This window comes from Martelella sp., assembly GCF_984369615.1.
This window is the reverse complement of the sequence record NZ_CFHTCS010000014.1, coordinates 11,629-30,230: the sequence shown is the minus strand read 5'-3', so window position 1 is coordinate 30,230 and position 18,602 is coordinate 11,629. Positions and strand designations below refer to the sequence as shown.

Sequence of the window (18,602 nt, the reverse complement as noted above, 5' to 3'; positions counted from 1 at the left end):
TGATGCTCCATCCTACTCAAGAGTTGGAGCCTCCGGCAAACCCGGGGCGGTTCACCCATTCCGTTGCCAGGGCGCGCCTCGCAGCCGCCCACGGACTATCATCCAATGACCTCACCTCGCGATGCCCGTCCAACAGGGTTTCATACAGGCGCAACGTCCGGCGGGCAGCTTCAGGGCGCGAATAGGTCGCCGCGGTCGTGCGCGCCACCTGGATCAGGGGTGCTCTGTCCGCCACCGAGAGCTCTGCGACCCATCCGACCGCCTCTGCGAACCGAGCGGCTGATGCGTCCGCAGGCAAGAGCCGGCCATTGCTTCCATCCACGACAACCTCCCGAGCGCCGGGCGCCTCCAACGCCACCACCGGCACCCCGGCCGTCATCGCCTCGGCCAGCACCAGTCCTTGGGTCTCGGAATGGGACGAGAAGGCAAAGACGTCCATCGCGGCGTAAACGTCGGACAATCGTTCGCCTTCGACCGGCCCCAGCAGGTGAACCCGGTCGGCAAGCCCGGAACGCGCGAAAGCATCCCGCATGGGCTCCTGCATGTCGCCACCGCCCGCAACCAGAAAATGAGCGCCGTCATGAGCAGCAAGGAACAGGCCGATGGCGTCCGTAAGATAGCCGAGGTTCTTTTCCCGTGCCAGACGCCCGACATGCCCAACGACGAAGGCATCCGGCCCGATGCCGAGTTCGGCCCTGATGCGCTTGCCGTTACCATGGTCGAAACGGGACGCTTCTATCCCCGTCGGGATAACGGTGACGGTCACGGCGACTCCATGCTCGTTCAGGAAAACCTTGATGCTCTCGCTCGGGGCGATGATGGCGTCGCAGAGGTCGCAATAGCCGAGGGCGAGGCTGAGTACCAGCCGTTCCAGGGCCGGCGAATCCTGCGCGACATAGTGGCCGTAGAGTTCGTATCGCGTGTGGTACGTAAAGGCGACCGGCAGGTTGCGGGATGCCGAGATGCGAAGTGCGGTATCTCCGAGCAGGAACGGATGGTGGGCGTGGATGATATCGGGCCTGAACTCGTCCAGCTTTCCGGCAAGGGTCAGGGTAATCGGGACGGGAGCGGAAAAGTCGCTGCCCGCGAAGCGCTGGATCGCCGGCATCCGGATCACGCCCACCTCGTTTTCCGGCATGTCGGGGAATTCCGGCGCGACGACGAGGACCGAGTGACCTCGCGCCCGCAGTTCCTCCGCCAAGCCCGACACGCTGCGGGCGACCCCACCAATATGCGGCGTGTAGGTATTGGTAAACATCGCTATATTCATGTCGATACTTCTATGGCGCGCCGGCGGCACAATGCAAGGCGAGAGCGTGTGCTGCGCGCCAATCGCACGTGCACAGAGTTTTGGTAATGACACCCACTGCCAATGAATGTATCGTCAAAATTTATAGCCGACCTGAACCCCGGCCCGTGCCATACCGTCATTGGGACCGTCGCAGAGATTGGCATGCGATGCGTGCGCGACTTGCACGATGCCACTCCAGTGCGGATCGATACGGTAACCGGCGGCGACATATTAACGGAACAGGAAACGGCAGCCCAGTGTACGCGCCGCCTACACCCCATTGAATCCCGGTATTCTTGACCGTTGATTCGTGCCAGAACGGCTTCGGCAAGCGCTGGAGACTTGGGATGAAGGCGGGCTTTGCCAAGGCACTGTGGTTCGAACCAACGCTCAATGCCACCTTCGCTGCAATGGCCGAACATTACCATACGACCGTCCCACCGACCAGAAGCCGCAAACCGCGTGACAAGGCCAAGGTCGAAGGTGTCGTGCTGAACGTCGAGCGCTGGATAGTGGCGAGAGGTTATGCAAGCCCTTCTTCTTTAAGCGCCTGCTGGACAGACGGTCGGCCACCAATCCGCCGCGCGTATTCGCCAAGCTTCGGCCATAGAGACATATCCATCTTGAGGAAGTTGCACCAGCCGAGCACCGTGAAGAGATAGGCATCGGCCACCGTAAAACTGTCGCCTACCAGATAACCGGCATCTCCGATGCGGTTCTGCGCTTCGATCAAACGGCCGGTGGCCATTTTCTCGAAGAAGGGACGGGCTTCGGCTGGCAGATCGGCACGAAACAGCGGCGCTAGCGACTTGTGAATCTCTGTGGCGATGAAGTTCAGGGTTTCGAGAAGCTTCCAGCGCTCCTCTCCCGTCACTTTGCCGAGTTTCCCGTCGGCCTTGTCCGCAATGTATTGCAGCACCACGGCGACTTCAGAGAGCCTAGTCTCGCCATCAACGATCGTCGGCACCAGACCGAGTGGATTGATCTTGGTATAATCCTCACCCTCGACCTTGTTCCCAGACGGGTCCATCACAACCATCCGGCAGGTCACGGGTAAGCCCGCTTCCAGACAACTGATGTGAGCAGCCAACGAACAGGCCGCCGGCATGTAGTAGAGTTCCATCATCACAGTATTTCCCTTACATGGAGTTGCGGCACAGATACCCTGAAACTGGTGCCGGAGGTCGTGTTTCAGAAACGCCAGATCAGACCAGTACCGACAAGCAGAGGATCGAGCGTCGCCTTTCCTGCCGCCGCCGGCCCGCCAACGCCCAATGTGCCGCCGACATCGGCTTCTAGCCAAATTTTCTTGACGTCGAAGTATACGCCCAATCGCTCATCAATCATGCTTTCGAAACCAACTTGAAGGACGGTGCCCCAAGCGTTATCCACATCGAATCCGGCAACATCGCGCGCTTTCGAGTCCAGTATCATAGTGTAATTGATACCCGCGCCAACATAGGGCTCGAACATCGGATTCCCGGTGGGAAACCGATACTGGAGCGCAAGAATCGCAGGGGCGTAAGTCACGTCCCCGAGATATGCTCCAGCAAGGGATCCGTCGCCGCGAATCTCTGCGGTAGGTGGGATTCCGAATGTGAAGGTGGCGGAAATCTGCTCGTTGACGCGATAGCCGACATCGAAGCTCAACGAGTAGTTGTCGTCGACCGAAACATCGGCGCCCGGAAATGGTGCACCTCCGACGGACAGATCGGCTCCGGGGCTGAAGAATATCCCCACGGGTCCGCCCCGGAGATACCAGCCGTTTTGGTCTGCTTCCTGTGCCCGAGAATCACTGGTCTGCGCCAGAGCCAGACAAGCTCCAACTGTAGCGGTAAAACAAACTTGACGCATATTTTTCCTCCCTGATGTATCAAATTGTTATTGATACTGTCGCCCGCACTTCGCGTAGTAGGGTAGCCTTCTATGTTTACAGCAGTTTACGCAGGTCAGTTGCTGTGATCAGAGAATCGTCCGTGACAGCGTAGCCCTTCGAGATGAGACGGCGAACGATCGCCATGTCGCGTGGCGCGCCGAAACAGATGGCACCTACCAGCACATCGCCGATGACCGCGAAACGCGTGAACGACCTTCCTTCGCCCTTCCGCACAAGTATAGTTCCCCCCTCTGGCTGGTTATCCCCGATCATCTGGATGTTGAGGTCGTATTGATCAGACCAGAACCAAGTGTTGATTGCATAGGGCTCCTTCTTCCCCAGCATGTTTCGTGCGGCGGCGGCGGCCTGGTCCTGCGCATTGGCCCAGGATTCCATCCGTGTCGGCTGGCCATCGCCAACACGCATCGCCGCCACATCACCGGCCGCGTAAATCAGCGGGTCGGACGTACGCAGAAATTCGTCAACGATGACACCATTGCCGGTCTCAAGGCCAGCCTCCCTCGCAATGGCATCATTAGCTATCGCGCCGATACCGATAACGACCACGTCGACCGCCAGCATTTCCCCGTTTGATAGCGTCACGCTTTCAACCTGATCCTCTCCGCCTACCGTCACGATCGAGGTATTCAAGTGGATCACGGTGCCATTGCTACGGTGGACATCAGCCAAAGCGACGCCGACATCCGGTGGCAGACTCCGACCGCAGAGTCGGTCGGCGAGTTCTACGACCACTGCCTCCATCCCGCTTTTGCGGGCTGTTGCCGCAACTTCAAGACCAATCCAACCCGCGCCGATCGACAAAAGGCGCTTTCCTGGCACCATTTGCGCGCGCAAGCACTCCGCATCATCAATGGTGCGCAGATAGAAAACATTGCCTTTGCCCTCGAAGGGGCCATCAAGCGTGCGGGCGCGACTACCGGTCGCGATCAGCAGGCGGTCATAGGGCAGGCGTTGGCTCGAAGAGAGCCGAACAACCTGCGCGTCCCGGTCGATTGCTTCGGCGCGTTGGTTGATCTGAAGGTCGATGGCGAGATTTTGCGCTACCTCGGCTTTCAGCAGGCAGGTGCTCTGTGCGTCCGCCGCACCCTGAAGCACCGCCTTCGACAGCGGCGGTCGGTCATAAGGAAGGTGCCGTTCCTCCGAGAGGATCGTGACGGCGCCCTCGAAGCCTTCTGTTCGTAGCGTTTTCGCCGCGGTCACTGCAGCCAAGCCGCCGCCTATGATGATGATACGTTCCATCGGGGTCTTCCTCAGTCAATAATGCGGATGACGCGAAGTCCTGTGCTACGCGTCATCCGCTGATTACTTGTCCGCGCCTATGGCGCGTTCCTGCCCTGAGTTAGGAACCCTCTTTGAAGCTCTCGGGGAACGGAGCGCCCCAAGAACTGAAAATGCCCGGCTGGTCGGCCTTCCAAATGAACGGGCCTGCCTTGCGGTCCACACAACGCGGCATTTCGCCCGAAAGCTCATAGCGGTTGCCATCCGGCGTGAAGAAATAGGAATAAAGATTCGAACCCACGCCATGGCGACCCGGGCCTGCTTCAGTCATTATCCCACCGCGTGCGATTTGATCGAGCATGAGCTTCATGTATTCGAGGTTCGGGATCGTCCATGCGAGATGGTCGAGCGTCTCATGAGGCGCACCAGCAAACATCGCCACGTCATGATGATAGTCGCCGACATGCATCCAGGCCGCAAGACGCCCCTCGCCGCCTGGGAACTCGACAATGTCAGCGGCATAGAAATCGACATGTTTGGTCAGGAATTCGATCGTCTGCGTCGCATCCGGTCCGACGCGCAGCGTGACATGGTCGAGATCAAGCGGCGCCAGTCCGCTCAGGTGGTTGGCCTTGCGCGCAGCCGGATTGTAGTAGTGCTTGCGCGCTTCGGATCGCAGAAGCGCAATCTGCATTTTCTGCTTCTGGGGCGGCAGGTCAAACTCGATGATTTTCTCTACGCCCGGATCGCTGTCCGTCATCGCCCGCACCTGGACACCAGCGTCAGAAACGCGCTTGCTGTACTGCTTGAGGTCTTCCTCATCATCCGCAGCGATCGCAAAGCTGATGACGCCCGTACCACCTTCGGTTACGGCCACGTCGTAAGTTCCATCGGTACCGCACGTCAGGTAGACAGTGCCATCTTGCCGGGCGACTTCCTCGAGCCCCAATACGTCGGTGTGAAACCGCACCGACTCATCGAGGTTCTTAACCCACAAGTGCGCGTGCGACAGTTTTTGAAGAGCCATAATATTCCTCCCCTTGGATGGATGGCATTGATGTCAAAGCCCCTGTTGGAGCGTTCTTTCCATGAACATGAGGCGGTCGTTGCCCCACCACATCTGATCTCCCACGATCATCGTGGGCGTACCGAACACGCCGGCCTCATGCGCAGCTTGCGTGCTAGCCTCGTATTGGTCTGCGGCCTCCTGCGAAGAAACCCAAGCCGAAAGCGACTCGGGACTCCAGCCCAAACGATTCGCCAATTCAGCCAGCAACGCAGGGTCGGCCAGATCTGCACCTTCGCCCCAGACCCGGTCCCAACCAGCGCGGATGAAGACTTCGCCCTCGCCCTTAGCCAATGCATAGAGGAAAGCCTTGTTGAGCTTCTCGGAGGCGAGCGACTTCGGGAAGATCAAAGGCACACCATATTTCTCAGCCCAACGGTCGAGATCCTTGCTCAGATAGCGGATCTTCAACGGAAGGCTGACATTGGGTGGGGCGGTGTTCCCCGCCATGAGCTTGAGTTGGGGGAGGTTCACGACATGAGGGCGAAATTCCAGTCCGTATCGCTTGCAGAGCTCCGGCACCTTGTGAAATGCCAGGTAGGCGAAGGGGCTCATGAAGTCGAAGTAAAAGTCAAGCTGCCGACCTGTCACTTTCCGCCCTCTGCCTCAAGCTCGGCAACTAGTTTTGCCCATTGCCGACCGGATTCCCGCGCGCCTTCCAGAACCGTCTCGGGAACCAGATGATAGGGCGGACGACAAGGCCCCGCGACCATCCAGCCTGCCGCGTCCATACGGGCTTTCTCAATACCGATGTTGTAAACTGAGAACTCCTTGAACGAACCGTTGGGGAAGAGTGTCCGATATGTGAGGCCAATTCTGTCGGTCAGTGCTTTGGCACGGGTCCAATCGCCGCTCTTCACCGCCTCCGCCACAAGATCCCGAAGCTGGATCACCGGAGTAGGCCCGCAAACCGCACCACTGGTCCAGAACGCTGTGCAGTGTTCAGGGTCGAGCCGGGCGGCGGCATAATAGTCCACATCAAGCGGCATCAGTCGAATACGGCGCTTGGTCAGGTTCAGGTCGGTATAAAGCGCAGCGGTGTTTATGTACTTTGCGGACACAATCTGCGGAATTTCAGAGATCTGCGCCCAGAAGGCACGCGGGAACTCGAACTTGAATGCCTCGGGGTTGGCGTAAGCACAGATCGCCATGTCCGGGCAGGCTTCGGCCACATCACGAAAGAACTGAACAGCAGTAGGCACATCAGGCTGCACCCACATTGGAAGCCCCAGCATCACCCCGTCAAGCCCGATCTCGCGCGCGGCCTTGGTCATGCTGATGGAGTCGCGGGTATTGAGGGCGGTCGCGCCGCCGAAGATGGGAACGCGGCCGCGCCCCACCTCGACGAGCGTCTGCATGAAACCGCGCTTCTCGTCCCAGGTTGTAGTGGCGCCCTCCCCCAAGGTACCGAGAGAGAGAATCCCGTTCACGCCCGAGGCGATTAGAGCCTCCACGACGCGAGCAGTTTCGTCCAGATCGACCGTGTCCTCTGCGCTCGGGTCCGAAGCGTTGGGCTTGGACGGCGTGGGCATGATTGCCCAGCAACCCGTCACGTCATCGACCGTGAGAAGTTCATGTTTCATGAATTGATATTCCGATTTGCGTGGATTTTCTGTCGGGATCGGCAAGCGCGCGGCCAACGCACGCCATACCCATCGGACTATGCGTTGAGCGGAACCGCGTTTCCTCGGTCCTCCCGCCAAAGCCCAAGCTTCTCTTGACAAACGCGATCGGAGTAAGAGAACATTACGCCATCGCTATCCGCCTCATGCGTGACGGTGTGCCAGCTCGGAACCACGAACAGATCCTTCGGACCCCATTCATAGGTCTTGCCGTTTATGACACTGCGACCGGTTCCTTCAGTGACCACAAACACCGTCGCATCGGTCGATCGGTAAGGCTGCGTCTTGAACCCCTTCGGAAGGAGCTGCAAGCATGGCGAAATCGTCGGCATGGCCCAGCCGCCGTCCACCGGGTTGATATAGCGCATCTTGATACCGTGGAAGGGGTCGATCTCCCCCTGCTTCAAGAGGTGGTCAAGCGCTTCGCGCGAGCGTTCGTAAGGATAGTTGAAGATTGGCGACGATACTCTGGTCGGTTCGTAATCGACCGGAAGCATGTTGGCGCCATAACGCCAGGTGCTGTCTTCGGGCTGGCGGGTGATTGGCTGCTGATCCGCGTGATGCTCTTCAGCGAAGGAGGCGTCGAACACCGACACGATAGGAATGTCGAGACCGTCGAGCCAGATCATCGGCGCGTCGCTGTCGTTGCCGTGATCATGCCAAGCACCGGGCGGGGTGATCACGAAATCGCCGAACTGCATGACTGTACGCTCGCCATCGACCGAGGTATGCGCGCCGCAACCATCCAATACGAAGCGCAGGGCCGACTGGCTATGACGGTGTGCAGGGGCGACCTCACCCGGCATGACGACCTGCAGGCCGGCATAAAGCGAGGTCGTGATCCGGGATTGGCCGCGCAGCCCAGGATTTTCCAGCACGAGAACACGCCGCTCGGCTTCCTCCGCGGTGATCAACCCGCCAGCTTCCAGCAGATAGGACTTGGCTTCGTCGAAATGCCAAAGATGCGGCACGCAACCGCTCCTGGGCTCAGGCGTGATGATATTCGACAGCACAGTCCAGAGCGCAGTATAGGAACTGCTGTCGATTTTGTCGTAGAACGACCTTCGTTCCGCGGTTTCCACAGGCTTCTCGGTAAGCGACATATGATCCTCCGTTTTGCGCCCTCAGACAGAAAGCGTCACATACATATCAGAACTGGAATTCCGGGGTGGTAACGGTGAGGCCGTCAAGATTCGGGGCGAGCCGTATCTGACAAGCAAGCCGACTGCCGTCCTGCCGATTGGCCGCAAATTCCAGCATACTAGATTCACCTTCCCCAACTGGTGGAAGTAGAGGGAGCCAAATGGCATCGACATAGACTTGACAAGTGGCGCACGCACACGCTCCCCCGCAATCCGCGTCAATGCCCGGCACACCCGCCATAGTTGCGGCCTCCATCAACGACTGCCCTTCTTGCGACGAAACCTCACGCCGTTCGCCCGCCGAATCAATAAACACCACTTGGATCGCCACCGGCCTTCTCCTCCCCGCAAAATCGTTCAATACGGCCATAATCCTCACCAAGGGCGCGCAGCGCCGCACATTTCGGAACCGTAAAGATGCGCCTATTCCTCCATTCGCCCGCCCTTTTCACGATCGCCTCCACCCCAGGATAGTAATCCAACAACGGCGTCCGAGAATTAAGCATGCACACTATCTCTTATGCATATCTTCCCACGGGTAGTCAAGCCGATTGATACTCTGGGACCATACCTTGGACCGCCGGTGCATTTTCCGTCATGGCAATGGTTTCGCCGTTTCGTACGCCTGTTCCTGTTTCGCACGATCCATGATGTGGCGCTGATGATCGGCCACGAACGCGCCGGTCGCAGCCCACTACAGATGGCTGCAGCATGATGTCAGGGTTCACGAAACAGGCAGTAGGTCATGTTGATCACTAGCATCTGCTTGGTCATGTTCGGAAATGCGTGAAGCGTGCAGGACGTGAGCCTAAACAATCCGTCCAAGACCTGCCTTGACGCGGCGCAGCGGGATTGAGGATTCTATCGACGCCACGCCTCGGACTTTCGTCAAGCGACCGACGAGGAAGCGCTCGAATTCCTCCAGCCCGGTGGTGGCTACTCGCAGCAGGTAATCCCGGTTTCCGGTCATCAGCCAGCAGTCGACAACCTGGGGGAAGGTGGCAATCGCGGCCTCAAACGTGGCCAGCGCCTCGTCCACCTGTTTGTCCAGTTGTACCGAGACAAAGACCGTAAAGCCGAAACCGAGGGTGGCCTCGTTGATCAGTGCGGCGTAGCCGGTGATGACACCGATTTCTTCCAGATGGCGCAGGCGGCGGGCGGTTGGAGAAGGGCTCAGGCCGATCCGGGCGCTCAAATCGTTGATTGTAAGGCGGCCATCATTATGCAGGACGCGCAGGATCTCTGAATCGAAGTGATCTAGTTTGGCGGGCATCAGCGCAAATCTCTCCATTCGTGGCGATACGAGCCAATTATCAGGAATGATGCGCTCATAATAGCCGGGAAAACGCGCCTTCGTGAAGATAGTATGCCCGTAAGAATTAATCCTCAGGAACAGTCGCGATGACCGATCTCAAGACTATCGAACAACGCTTGTTGTGGCTGTCCCACTGGATGATCCATCATGCCAACCACATCCGCCCCAAGGTGGACGGCATCAAGATCGGCGGTCATCAGGCCTCTTCGGCTTCGATGGTCTCGATACTGACCGCCCTTTATTTCTCGGCGCTCCGCCCGCAGGACCGGGTCGCGGTGAAGCCCCATGCCTCGCCGGTGTTCCATGCGATTCAATATCTGATGGGCAATATGGACCTTGCGCGAATGGAAAACTTCCGCGGCTTTGAGGGCGTGCAATCCTATCCCTCGCGCACCAAGGATGTCGATGATGTGGATTTCTCCACGGGGTCGGTTGGTCTGGGTGTGGCGATCACCTCTTTTGCCGCGATCATCCAGGATTACATCTCGGCGAAGTCCTGGGGCCAGACCTTGCCCCTTGGGCGCATGGTGGCGCTGGTCGGCGATGCCGAGCTTGATGAAGGCAACATCTATGAGGCGTTGCAGGAGGGCTGGAAGAATGATCTTCGCAATTGCTGGTGGATCATCGACTACAACCGGCAGTCGCTGGACGGTATCGTGCGCGAGGGCCTTTTTGCCCGGGTCGAGGCGATCTTCGAAGCTTTCGGTTGGGATGTCGTGCGGGTCAAATACGGGCGGCTGCAACGCGCGGCTTTTGCAGAGCCGGGGGGCCGCGCGCTGCGTGACTGGGTCGATGATTGCCCGAACCAGCTGTATTCGGCGCTGACTTTCATGGGCGGGGCCGTCTGGCGCAAGCGGCTGATGGAGGATTTGGGCGATCAGGGCGATGTGACCCGGCTGATCGACAGCCGGTCCGACGATGAACTGGCGACCCTGATGGAGAACCTTGGCGGAAACTGCGTGGAAACCATGGCGGAGACCTTTGCCGCCATCGACCATGATCGCCCGGTCTGTTTTCTGGCCTATACGATCAAGGGCTGGGGCACGCCGATTGCGGGCCACAAAGACAACCACGGCGGTTTGATGACCAAGAGCCAGTTTGAAAGCTGGCAGAGCCATATGGGCGTGCCCACCGGCCAAGAGTGGGACAAGTTCGCCACCATTGCGGACCCTGAGGCGTTCCAGAGCTATCTGGACAGGGCGCCCTTCTTCAGCAAGGGCCGCCGCCGCCATCACGACACGAAACTGCCGGTGCCCGTCATCGAGCTTTCAACCTTCCGTGAGATTTCCACCCAAATGGCCTTCGGTAAGATCCTCGATGACCTGTCGAAGGGGGACAGTGAACTTGCCGCGCGGATTGTCACCACATCGCCGGATGTGACGGGCACGACCAATCTGGGACCTTGGGTCAACCGGCGCAAGCTGTTTGCGCGGAAGGCGCAGGCGGATACTTTCACCGAACACCGCATCCCTTCAACCGCGAGATGGGAGTTCACGCCTGATGGGCAACATATCGAACTCGGCATCGCAGAAATGAACCTGTTTCTCCTTTTAGCAGCGGCGGGCTTGTCGCACAGCCTGTTCGGCAAACGGCTGATTCCGATTGGAACGGTCTATGATCCTTTCGTTTATCGCGGCCTCGATGCGCTGAACTATGCCTGCTATCAGGACGCTCGCTTCATGATCGTGGGGACTCCGTCCGGCGTCACGCTGGCTCCGGAAGGCGGTGCGCACCAATCCATCGGAACGCCGCTGATTGGAATTGCGCAGGATGGGCTGGCGGCCTTCGAACCCGCTTTTGCCGACGAATTGGCAGTCATAATGGCTTGGGCCCTCGACTATCTGCAAAGGGATGGCGAAGCTTATGTGGACGAACGCACTTGGCTTCGAGACGAGACCGGCGGGTCTGTCTATCTGCGCCTATCGACGAACCCGCTTGAGCAGCCCGGCAAGCGTCATGACGACGCCTTTCGTCAAGGGGCCATCGACGGCGGCTATTGGCTGCGCAAGCCAGGGCCGAATTGCGAAGTGGTCATCGCCTATCAAGGCGTCATCGCACCCGAGGCAATTTCGGCCGCTGCCATTCTTGGCGAAAACCGCCGTGATGTTGCGGTTCTGGCTGTAACATCAGCTGACCGCCTGAATTCGGGTTGGACCGCAGCGCAACGGGCACGGGCGCACGGGAACGCGCAAGCCCTGTCAACTGTTGAACGGCTGTTCGCGCAACTGCCGCCACATTGCGTGATCGTAACGATCATCGACGGGCACCCGGCAACGCTGGCATGGCTGGGTTCCGTCAAAGGCCATCGCGCCATCTCGCTTGGCGTCGAGAATTTCGGCCAGACCGGTACAATCGGCGACCTCTATCGTCATTATGGCATAGACGCGCGCAGCATTGCCAACCTTGTCATGGGCCTGACGCCCGGCCCTGACGTCAGGCGCTATGTCTGAATTCATCTGAGATTCTGCGCCTCCCCCTTGACGGATGTAGGTTAACAACATCGGACTGGTCGCTTCCACCAATCCAAACTCATCACATACGGTCGCCGCTATCGCATCGCCTTATAGCGCGACGATCAGGGTTCTTTCGCAATCTATGTGCCGCCGACACTGCATATGACAGCAATGCGCTTCGCACTTTCCTCATCGCGCGCGGTGCCGAGCCTGTGATCCCCAACAATCCAACCCGAAAACAGATCCAGCCCTTCGACCCTGAGGCCTATAAGCGCAGGAATATCATCGAACGCACCTTCTGCCGCCTCAAGGATTGGAGACGCGTCGCAACTCGATATGACAAGCTCGCAACCAACTTCACAGCAACATGCTACATCGCCGCCATCTGAGCGATGAAGCCTGCGTGAAGCGCTTGGGCTGGATGCCGTGGTCGTCGGCGACCACCTCCGGGTGCGGCTGGAAGAGAAGGTTCCTGTCCACGGGGAACTCTTCTTGAAGGTCGCAGCTCGATGGACGAGTCCACCTCGGAAGAGTGCAGGCTCGTCGCCACCGGTGACCGGCTTGTTCAGTTCGATCAGCGCCGCAGGATCGGCGCGTGCCGTTCCCATGCTCATGCCGCTGCACACCACAGGATCAATCATCCAGAAATCGAGATCGAGACACACGTCGGCCCCAAAAGCTTCAAAAACCGACCTGTCGCGAGTTCTTCGACGCGGCGAATGGAAACCCTCTGGGCGAAATACGGATGCCAGCGATAATAGACCTCGACTTCATCGCCGACATGGGCAGAATTAACGGGCATTGCTACCGGCAGAAAATCCTGGCTGTTCAGCGACACCGTGGACGGAGCCAGGGCAAGTGCTGTCTACAGTCCGATGCTGACGTGCCGCGCCTGCGGCATCGAACGCCTGGCCTACTGCGCTATGTCCTCAGCGAATTGCCACAGCGCGCCACAGACGCCGACATCACTGATTTGCTGTCCTTCAACTTCGCCAAAACTACCGCTACCTGATCAAAAGCCACCGGAGGACACGCCCGTCCGGTCAAGCGGACCGCGTCAACGCGCATGGAAATGAGCGTTTACGGTAGATATTGCCCCGCTTGGTGACGCTGAGTAGCCGCGGCTTCCCGCCTGTCGTCATCTGCTTCGGCACGAGACCGAGCCAAGCTGGGACGTCGCGGGCTTCGCGAAACGCCTCACCGTCTCCAACATCTGCAACGAGCGCAGTCGTGCCAAGGACGCCGATGCCCGGGATCGAGGTCAGACGGTTCACAGCTTCGTCAGTCCGCGCATGCTCACACAGATCGTCATTCAAAGCATCGATACGCTCGTCGAGCGGCTGCCACTTAGCTCGCATGTCCCCGATGAACCTTAAAATGCGGAAGATACGTGTAGTGACGCCTTTATTTGCTTGGTCTTTCTCCGCATAGCTTGTATCAATTCCTATCAGAAGGCCTCATGTCCTTCTGATAGCTCTAGATTGCAGGCAGCATCAAACGGTGTTGCGCCATAGGTGGACAGGTGAGAATAAAGAGATTGTTGGGCAACGAAAGTTTGATCGAGCGTCAACCAGCCGAAACCACGGGAAAAGAAGACGATTTTCGAGTTCTTACTGATCATCCCGCGCATCTGATTCGGCGTAGCTACCAAGTCTTTCTGTATGCTTTTGACGAGGCCATGGCTGGCCTGAAGCTATCGCCTGTGAGCTGGATCATTATCGCAACAACGCACAGCTTCCCAGGCCTTTCAGTTACGGAAGTGGCCCGGCGCGCCGCAGTTGACAAGGCCAGTTGCGGACGAACAGCGAGCTCTCTCGAGAGGCGAGGTTTGCTTCGGATCAAGAAGAGTGATACGGATCAAAGACAGAAACTGCTGGACCTCACTCCCGCCGGAGAGTTACTCTACGCCAAGGCGTTCGGTCGTGTCGAAAGGTTGAGGTCGCTGCTGTTGGATGATCTCGCTCTTGAGGAGCAACATCAGCTACTTACAACGCTTACGGTATTTCTTCAGGCTACAGGTAAGAACACGCGCCCATCAATTCCCGCAGCGCTGGAATCCGAGATGAATTGACACAGCCACAGGGATTGAAACCGGCCACCCAAAGCGGTGATGGCCGGTTTTTTATCGACTTCAGGTGACGTCGATCTCCATTGATCCAATCCGGTCAATCCAGGCATGGATCTTGTTGCCCGGCTCAACCTGCCCGACTCCCTCGGGCGTCCCGGTGAAGATGACGTCGCCCACTTCCAGTGTATAGAATCGGCTGGCCATCTCGATGAGTTCCGGCACGCTCAGCACAAGATCACGCGTATTCGCCTTCTGCCTGGTGACGCCGTCCACCTTCAGTTCGAAGTCGAGCTGGGACGGATCGACGATTTCATCGGCAGTTACAAGCCACGGACCCAGCACCGAATAGCTATCTATGGACTTGCGCATGCTGCGCTCCTCGGCGCCGCGCGCCGTCATGTCAAGCCCGATCGCATATCCTGCGACGTGCTCCAGCGCGCGCTCCGCCGACACCCGGTCGGCGCGTTTGCCGATGACGACCGCGAGTTCGATTTCGTGATCGCTGCGGCGATCAGGGAAGCGCAGCGTCACCGGCTCGGAGGGGCCGATAAGACTGCTGGTGGCCTTTAGAAACAGGCCCGTCTCGTGAATCACCCGCACCTGGGCTGCATTGCCTTGGTGTAGATCCTTCTGCGCGCGCGCCTCTTCCAGGTGCTTGACGTAGTTCACAGGCGCCGCGACAAGCTTGCCGGGGTTTGCAATGGGTGAATCGAAAGCCAGCTCAAGGGCGAGCCGACGCTCTCCGGTCTTGGCAGCCTCAAAGAATGCTTCCTTGAGTTGATCGAGATGGGCGATCAACGGGTCATACCGCGGCAACGGGTAGCGCACCTGCGGCAAGAGGTCGAGGGCCGAGGTTACATCGACAACCTCACCGTCCTGAACAAGACCGATACGGTTCTTGTGGAAGCGACAGATCTTCATTTTTTCTCCTTATCAACTTGCGCCCATGATAGCGGGCCACCCATGGATTGCCCGTTATCATGAGAATACCTCAATGCCCGCGGTCATCGCGGATCAAGCCAGCCGTACCGGGAATTGCTCCAACCCCCTGAACCGCGTGCTGCGCTGAAAGCGTGTCTCGCCGTTGCGGACCATGGTCGGTAGTTCCTTCAGCACGGCGGCAATGGCTATCGGCGCCTCCATCCTCGCAAGTGGTCGACCCAGGCAGACATGGATCCCCGCACCAAACGCGACATGATTGTTCGGACGCCGCGCAAGATCAAGCTTGTCGGGGTTCTCGAAGATCCGCTCGTCCCTGTTCGCCGAGGCTTGGGCAAGAACCACCTCGGTGCCAGCCGGGATCGTGCCATTTCCACTGGCAAGCTCCACATCGTTCACCGTGCGCCGTCCCTGAAGCTGAAGCGGTGTGATGAAGCGAATCAGCTCTTCGAGTGCCGTAGGCAGAGGGACCGCGCCCTCACGCAGTTGCTGTTTGCTCTCGGGGTCGTCCATCAGGAAATGCACCGCCTGAGAGATGAGGTTTGTGGTGGTCTCATGGCCGCCATTGAGCGTCACGATGCACATATGCAGGATTTCGGCGTCGCTGACTTCAACGCCCTCACGCTGAGCCGCAGCCATCGCGCAAAGGATACTCTCGGCCGGGTCGATCGTGGCGCGCGCCTTGACCTCATCGAGAAAAGGTCGCAGATAGCCCATGAACTCCGTGACCGCTTCATGGCCCTGTTTGATTGCTTCGGCCGGCACCTGCGGGTTAAGTGGGAAAAGCACTTTGCGCCCCACGCCCTGGATATAGTCGGCATCTTCAACCGGAACGCCGATGACCCTGCAAATAAGTGCTACCGGGATCCGGAACGCGAAATCTCGCACGAAATCGAACTCGCCCATTTGCTTGACCTTCTTGATCTCACGATCAATCACGTCTTGGGTAAAGTCTGTCAGAGACTTGATGGACGTCTGAGAGAAGAAGGGGTTGACGATATCGCGCAACCGGTCGTGATCGGGGTTGTCACGGAACAGCATCGTCGATGTGTGATGCTCAAGCAGGGGCCCCTTGCCGAATTTCTTCTCAAAATACTCGCCCTTGTAAACGAGACCTGACAGGTCTCGCCATACCTGGCGCACATCGTCGTAGCGGGTTAAAAGAACGGTGCCGTCTTCTTGCTGGTGAACCGGGTCACCATCGCGCAAAAGACGAAAATATTTGCTTGGATCGTCGAAATAGTCATCCGGCGGGGACAAGAGGTTGAAAGCACGAGCTTTCTCTACAATCCTCTGATCGATTTTCGTGTCTCCGGTCATTCTTTCCTCCCAGCGCTCTTCATTATAATCAGCTTGATTCATAGGCAGTCGTAAGCATGCTGTCAATTTTCAACTTGGACTCTGCCTTGTTTTTGTCGCCGTCCTCTACGCCGATCCCGTTCCGACTGCAATTCGCGCCCGGCAGGGCTTGGACGGCGGCAGCGATCGGCGCCAAAGCTACAAGGTCCACTCCGGTTTCCACGCCGTAATCCTGGAACAGACTCACGAGATCCTCGGTGGCGACGTTGCCGCTGGCGCCGGGGGCATAGGGGCAGCCGCCGAGCCCGCCAATCGCGGAATCGAAGACGCGCACACCCTGATCATAGCTCGCGCGCACATTTGCCGTGCCGTGGCCGTAGGTATCATGTGCATGCATCGCCCAGGCGGAAACGGCGGGGAAGCGCGCCATCGCCGCCTCGAACAATTCCGCGACCTGCGCCGGTTCGCCGCGACCGGTCGTGTCGCAAAGGCAGATCTCGGCATCGGGGCAGATTTCCAGCGCGCGTCCCAGAATTGCGAGGACAGCGCTGGCCGGAGTCACGCCTTCGAATGGGCAATGGAATGCAGTGGCGAGGTTGAACCGCATCCGCAGGCCGTCGGGCGCCTGGGCGACGAGCCGGGCGTAATCGGCGAGGGCCTCATCCGGCGTGGCGCGCACGTTCGATCGGCTGTGGCTTTCCGAAACCGAGATGACATAGGACAGGAACCGCGCCCCCGCCGTGATTGCCTTCTGGCCATAGCGGGCATTGGGGACCAGCACCTGCGGCACAACACGGCCCTGGGCCAGAACATCGGCCAGAACTTCGCCTGCATCGGCGAGTTGCGGAATGGCGCGCGGACTGACGAAGGAGGTGATCTCCATCCGCTTCACGCCCGCGGCGGCAAGCTCGCGGATCACGGCGATCTTGGTCTCGGTCGGGATGAAGGGACCGATGTTCTGAAAGCCATCGCGGGGGCCGACTTCAACGATCTGGACGGCGGTCATGCTATTACTCCCTTCTGGTAGAGCAACTTGATTTCATCCTTCGAATAGCCCGCAATCTCGGCCAGAACCGCTTCGGTATCTTGCCCGACATCCGGGCCGGTGCAACGGATCGCGCCGGGGGAATCGGGGAAATGCGGCACAATGCCGGGATGAAGCAGGTTGCCATGGCGCGGATCGCTGACTTCGCGCACCATGCCCCGCGCGCGGAACTGCGGATCATCGGCAATTTCTGCCGCAGTATAGATCAGCGTCGAGGGGATGTCTGCCTTGGCCAGAAGCTCTGCAAGTCGCCCGGCATCGAACTGGCGGGACCAGGCGGAAATCGCCTCGTCAAGCTCGTCCACATGCTTGAGGCGGCCCGCATTGCTCTGCAACTCCGGCCTTGCCGCCAGATCCGCGCGCCCGATCAGCGCCGTCAGGCGCTGAAAAAGCAGATCGGAATTCGCGGCGATGATGACCCAGCGGCCATCCGCCGAGGGATAGGCACTGGTGGGTGCCGCCGACGCGATCCGCGCCCCGACGGGTTGACGCACAAGCCCGAGCGCGCCATATTCCGTGACGATCCCTTCCATCAGCGACAGGACGGCTTCTGTAAGGGCGATATCGACGGTGCAGATCTGGTCATCGTCGGCGCCACGGCTGTCCGTCCGACCGTCTCGGCGCAAAAGACCGGCGAGAACGCCGATCACTGCATAAAGTCCGGCAACGGAATCGCCGATGCTGATGCCTACGCGTGGCGGCGGCATATCGGTCGTGCCGGGCGGATGGTCGGTCAGGTGGCGCAATCCCCCGATCGCCTCGCCAATGACGCCGAATGCAGCACGGTCACGCATCGGGCCGGTCTGTCCATATCCCGAGACATGGGCCACTACGAGACCCGGCCTCAGTTCCTGCAGCCTTTTAAGATCGAAGCCGAGACGCGCCAGACCGCCGGGGCGCTGATTCTCGATCAGCGCATCAGAGCGCGCGATGACACGTCCCACGGCCTCGACCCCTTCGGGGCTTTTGAGATCGACCGCGACCGAACGCTTGTTGCGACCATGAACGCTCCACCACAGCGACGCACCGTTGGATTGCGCGCCCCAGCCCCGCACAGGATCCCCATCGGGCGGTTCGATCTTGATGATTTCGGCGCCAAGATCGCCGAGAACGCGAGTGGCGAACGGAGCGGCAATGAAGTGGCCGATTTCGACAATGCGGATGCCGCTAAGGGGTGGCGGGGCTTCTGGTCTGGTGTCCATGTGTCCTCTTCGAGATATCCGGCGTCTCACTCGCTTCAGGAGAGT

Annotated in this window: 20 protein-coding genes and 3 pseudogenes; 5 read left to right on the top strand and 18 right to left on the bottom strand. The window is 59.1% G+C overall.

Going from position 1 to position 18,602, the window contains the following annotated elements:
- Positions 1-16: 16 nt before the first annotated feature.
- Positions 17-1,270 (bottom strand): glycosyltransferase, encoded by a 1,254-nt coding sequence (locus AC5DC2_RS02645; RefSeq protein ID WP_024706818.1) that lies wholly within the window; start codon positions 1,268-1,270, stop codon positions 17-19.
- 114 nt (positions 1,271-1,384) lie between these two features.
- Positions 1,385-1,549, bottom strand: a pseudogene (locus AC5DC2_RS02640) (acyloxyacyl hydrolase); the annotation flags it as partial.
- Between the two features lie 89 nt (positions 1,550-1,638).
- On the opposite strand from AC5DC2_RS02640, the pseudogene AC5DC2_RS02635 reads away from it, so the two are divergent.
- Positions 1,639-1,812: pseudogene (locus tag AC5DC2_RS02635) on the top strand (IS21 family transposase); the annotation flags it as partial.
- 2 nt (positions 1,813-1,814) lie between these two features.
- On the opposite strand, the gene AC5DC2_RS02630 reads toward AC5DC2_RS02635, so the two are convergent.
- The 10 genes from AC5DC2_RS02630 to AC5DC2_RS02585 form a co-directional block, all read right to left on the bottom strand.
- Entirely contained in the window at positions 1,815-2,417 is a 603-nt protein-coding gene (locus AC5DC2_RS02630) for a glutathione S-transferase C-terminal domain-containing protein (RefSeq protein ID WP_197489621.1), read from the bottom strand.
- Positions 2,418-2,482: 65 nt separating this feature from the next.
- Positions 2,483-3,145 carry an OmpW/AlkL family protein gene (locus AC5DC2_RS02625; protein WP_081725682.1) on the bottom strand — a complete coding sequence of 221 codons (663 nt, stop codon included), beginning with the start codon at positions 3,143-3,145 and terminating at the stop codon, positions 2,483-2,485.
- A gap of 76 nt (positions 3,146-3,221) precedes the next feature.
- Complete coding sequence (locus AC5DC2_RS02620) at positions 3,222-4,427, bottom strand: NAD(P)/FAD-dependent oxidoreductase (protein WP_024706821.1); 1,206 nt, start codon at positions 4,425-4,427, stop codon at positions 3,222-3,224.
- 100 nt (positions 4,428-4,527) lie between these two features.
- Positions 4,528-5,433, bottom strand: a complete 906-nt coding sequence (locus tag AC5DC2_RS02615; RefSeq protein WP_024706822.1) for a VOC family protein — start codon at positions 5,431-5,433, stop codon at positions 4,528-4,530.
- A 33-nt stretch (positions 5,434-5,466) separates the two neighbouring features.
- Positions 5,467-6,063 carry a 2-hydroxychromene-2-carboxylate isomerase gene (locus AC5DC2_RS02610; RefSeq protein ID WP_024706823.1) on the bottom strand — a complete coding sequence of 199 codons (597 nt, stop codon included), beginning with the start codon at positions 6,061-6,063 and terminating at the stop codon, positions 5,467-5,469.
- Positions 6,060-7,055, bottom strand: a complete 996-nt coding sequence (locus tag AC5DC2_RS02605) for a dihydrodipicolinate synthase family protein (protein WP_024706824.1) — start codon at positions 7,053-7,055, stop codon at positions 6,060-6,062. The genes AC5DC2_RS02610 and AC5DC2_RS02605 overlap by 4 nt, the downstream gene beginning before the upstream one ends.
- Positions 7,056-7,132: 77 nt before the next feature.
- Entirely contained in the window at positions 7,133-8,197 is a 1,065-nt protein-coding gene (gene gtdA, locus AC5DC2_RS02600; RefSeq protein WP_210057218.1) for a gentisate 1,2-dioxygenase, read from the bottom strand.
- A gap of 46 nt (positions 8,198-8,243) precedes the next feature.
- Positions 8,244-8,606 (bottom strand): 2Fe-2S iron-sulfur cluster-binding protein, encoded by a 363-nt coding sequence (locus tag AC5DC2_RS02595; protein ID WP_210057216.1) that lies wholly within the window; start codon positions 8,604-8,606, stop codon positions 8,244-8,246.
- A complete protein-coding gene (locus AC5DC2_RS02590; RefSeq protein ID WP_197489620.1) occupies positions 8,542-8,718 on the bottom strand; it encodes a hypothetical protein in 177 nt (58 codons plus the stop codon). Before AC5DC2_RS02590 ends, AC5DC2_RS02595 begins: the two co-directional genes overlap by 65 nt.
- Before the next feature lie 326 nt (positions 8,719-9,044).
- Positions 9,045-9,509, bottom strand: a complete 465-nt coding sequence (locus AC5DC2_RS02585) for an Lrp/AsnC family transcriptional regulator (RefSeq protein WP_024706826.1) — start codon at positions 9,507-9,509, stop codon at positions 9,045-9,047.
- 128 nt (positions 9,510-9,637) lie between these two features.
- Here AC5DC2_RS02585 and AC5DC2_RS02580 point away from each other — a divergent pair, with 128 nt between their 5' ends.
- Positions 9,638-12,001 (top strand): thiamine pyrophosphate-binding protein, encoded by a 2,364-nt coding sequence (locus AC5DC2_RS02580; RefSeq protein ID WP_024706827.1) that lies wholly within the window; start codon positions 9,638-9,640, stop codon positions 11,999-12,001.
- Complete coding sequence (locus tag AC5DC2_RS02575) at positions 11,998-12,393, top strand: transposase (RefSeq protein ID WP_081725684.1); 396 nt, start codon at positions 11,998-12,000, stop codon at positions 12,391-12,393. The genes AC5DC2_RS02580 and AC5DC2_RS02575 overlap by 4 nt, the downstream gene beginning before the upstream one ends.
- Here AC5DC2_RS02575 and AC5DC2_RS02570 read toward each other — a convergent pair.
- The gene (locus AC5DC2_RS02570) at positions 12,362-12,484 is read right to left on the bottom strand and encodes a hypothetical protein (protein WP_265105939.1); all 123 of its coding nucleotides are present in this window, start codon (positions 12,482-12,484) and stop codon (positions 12,362-12,364) included. The two genes, AC5DC2_RS02575 and AC5DC2_RS02570, sit on opposite strands and share 32 nt — an antisense overlap.
- A gap of 323 nt (positions 12,485-12,807) precedes the next feature.
- Here AC5DC2_RS02570 and AC5DC2_RS02565 point away from each other — a divergent pair.
- A pseudogene (locus AC5DC2_RS02565) lies at positions 12,808-13,016 on the top strand (IS66 family transposase); the annotation flags it as partial.
- Positions 13,017-13,047: 31 nt separating this feature from the next.
- Here AC5DC2_RS02565 and AC5DC2_RS02560 read toward each other — a convergent pair.
- On the bottom strand, positions 13,048-13,362 hold the full coding sequence (locus AC5DC2_RS02560) for an IS110 family transposase (protein ID WP_024706829.1): 315 nt from the start codon (positions 13,360-13,362) through the stop codon (positions 13,048-13,050).
- A 179-nt stretch (positions 13,363-13,541) separates the two neighbouring features.
- Here AC5DC2_RS02560 and AC5DC2_RS02555 point away from each other — a divergent pair, with 179 nt between their 5' ends.
- Positions 13,542-14,075: a MarR family winged helix-turn-helix transcriptional regulator gene (locus AC5DC2_RS02555; protein ID WP_024706830.1), complete on the top strand. Its 534-nt coding sequence runs from the start codon at positions 13,542-13,544 to the stop codon at positions 14,073-14,075.
- A 60-nt stretch (positions 14,076-14,135) separates the two neighbouring features.
- Here AC5DC2_RS02555 and AC5DC2_RS02550 read toward each other — a convergent pair whose 3' ends face one another.
- From AC5DC2_RS02550 to AC5DC2_RS02535, 4 genes are all read right to left on the bottom strand, one after another.
- Positions 14,136-14,993, bottom strand: coding sequence for a fumarylacetoacetate hydrolase family protein (locus AC5DC2_RS02550; RefSeq protein WP_024706831.1), 858 nt, complete (start codon positions 14,991-14,993; stop codon positions 14,136-14,138).
- A gap of 93 nt (positions 14,994-15,086) precedes the next feature.
- Entirely contained in the window at positions 15,087-16,331 is a 1,245-nt protein-coding gene (locus AC5DC2_RS02545; RefSeq protein WP_024706832.1) for a cytochrome P450, read from the bottom strand.
- 28 nt (positions 16,332-16,359) lie between these two features.
- Positions 16,360-17,316, bottom strand: coding sequence for a hydroxymethylglutaryl-CoA lyase (locus AC5DC2_RS02540; RefSeq protein WP_024706833.1), 957 nt, complete (start codon positions 17,314-17,316; stop codon positions 16,360-16,362).
- Positions 17,313-18,557 carry a CaiB/BaiF CoA transferase family protein gene (locus AC5DC2_RS02535; protein WP_024706834.1) on the bottom strand — a complete coding sequence of 415 codons (1,245 nt, stop codon included), beginning with the start codon at positions 18,555-18,557 and terminating at the stop codon, positions 17,313-17,315. Before AC5DC2_RS02535 ends, AC5DC2_RS02540 begins: the two co-directional genes overlap by 4 nt.
- Positions 18,558-18,602 lie beyond the last annotated feature (45 nt).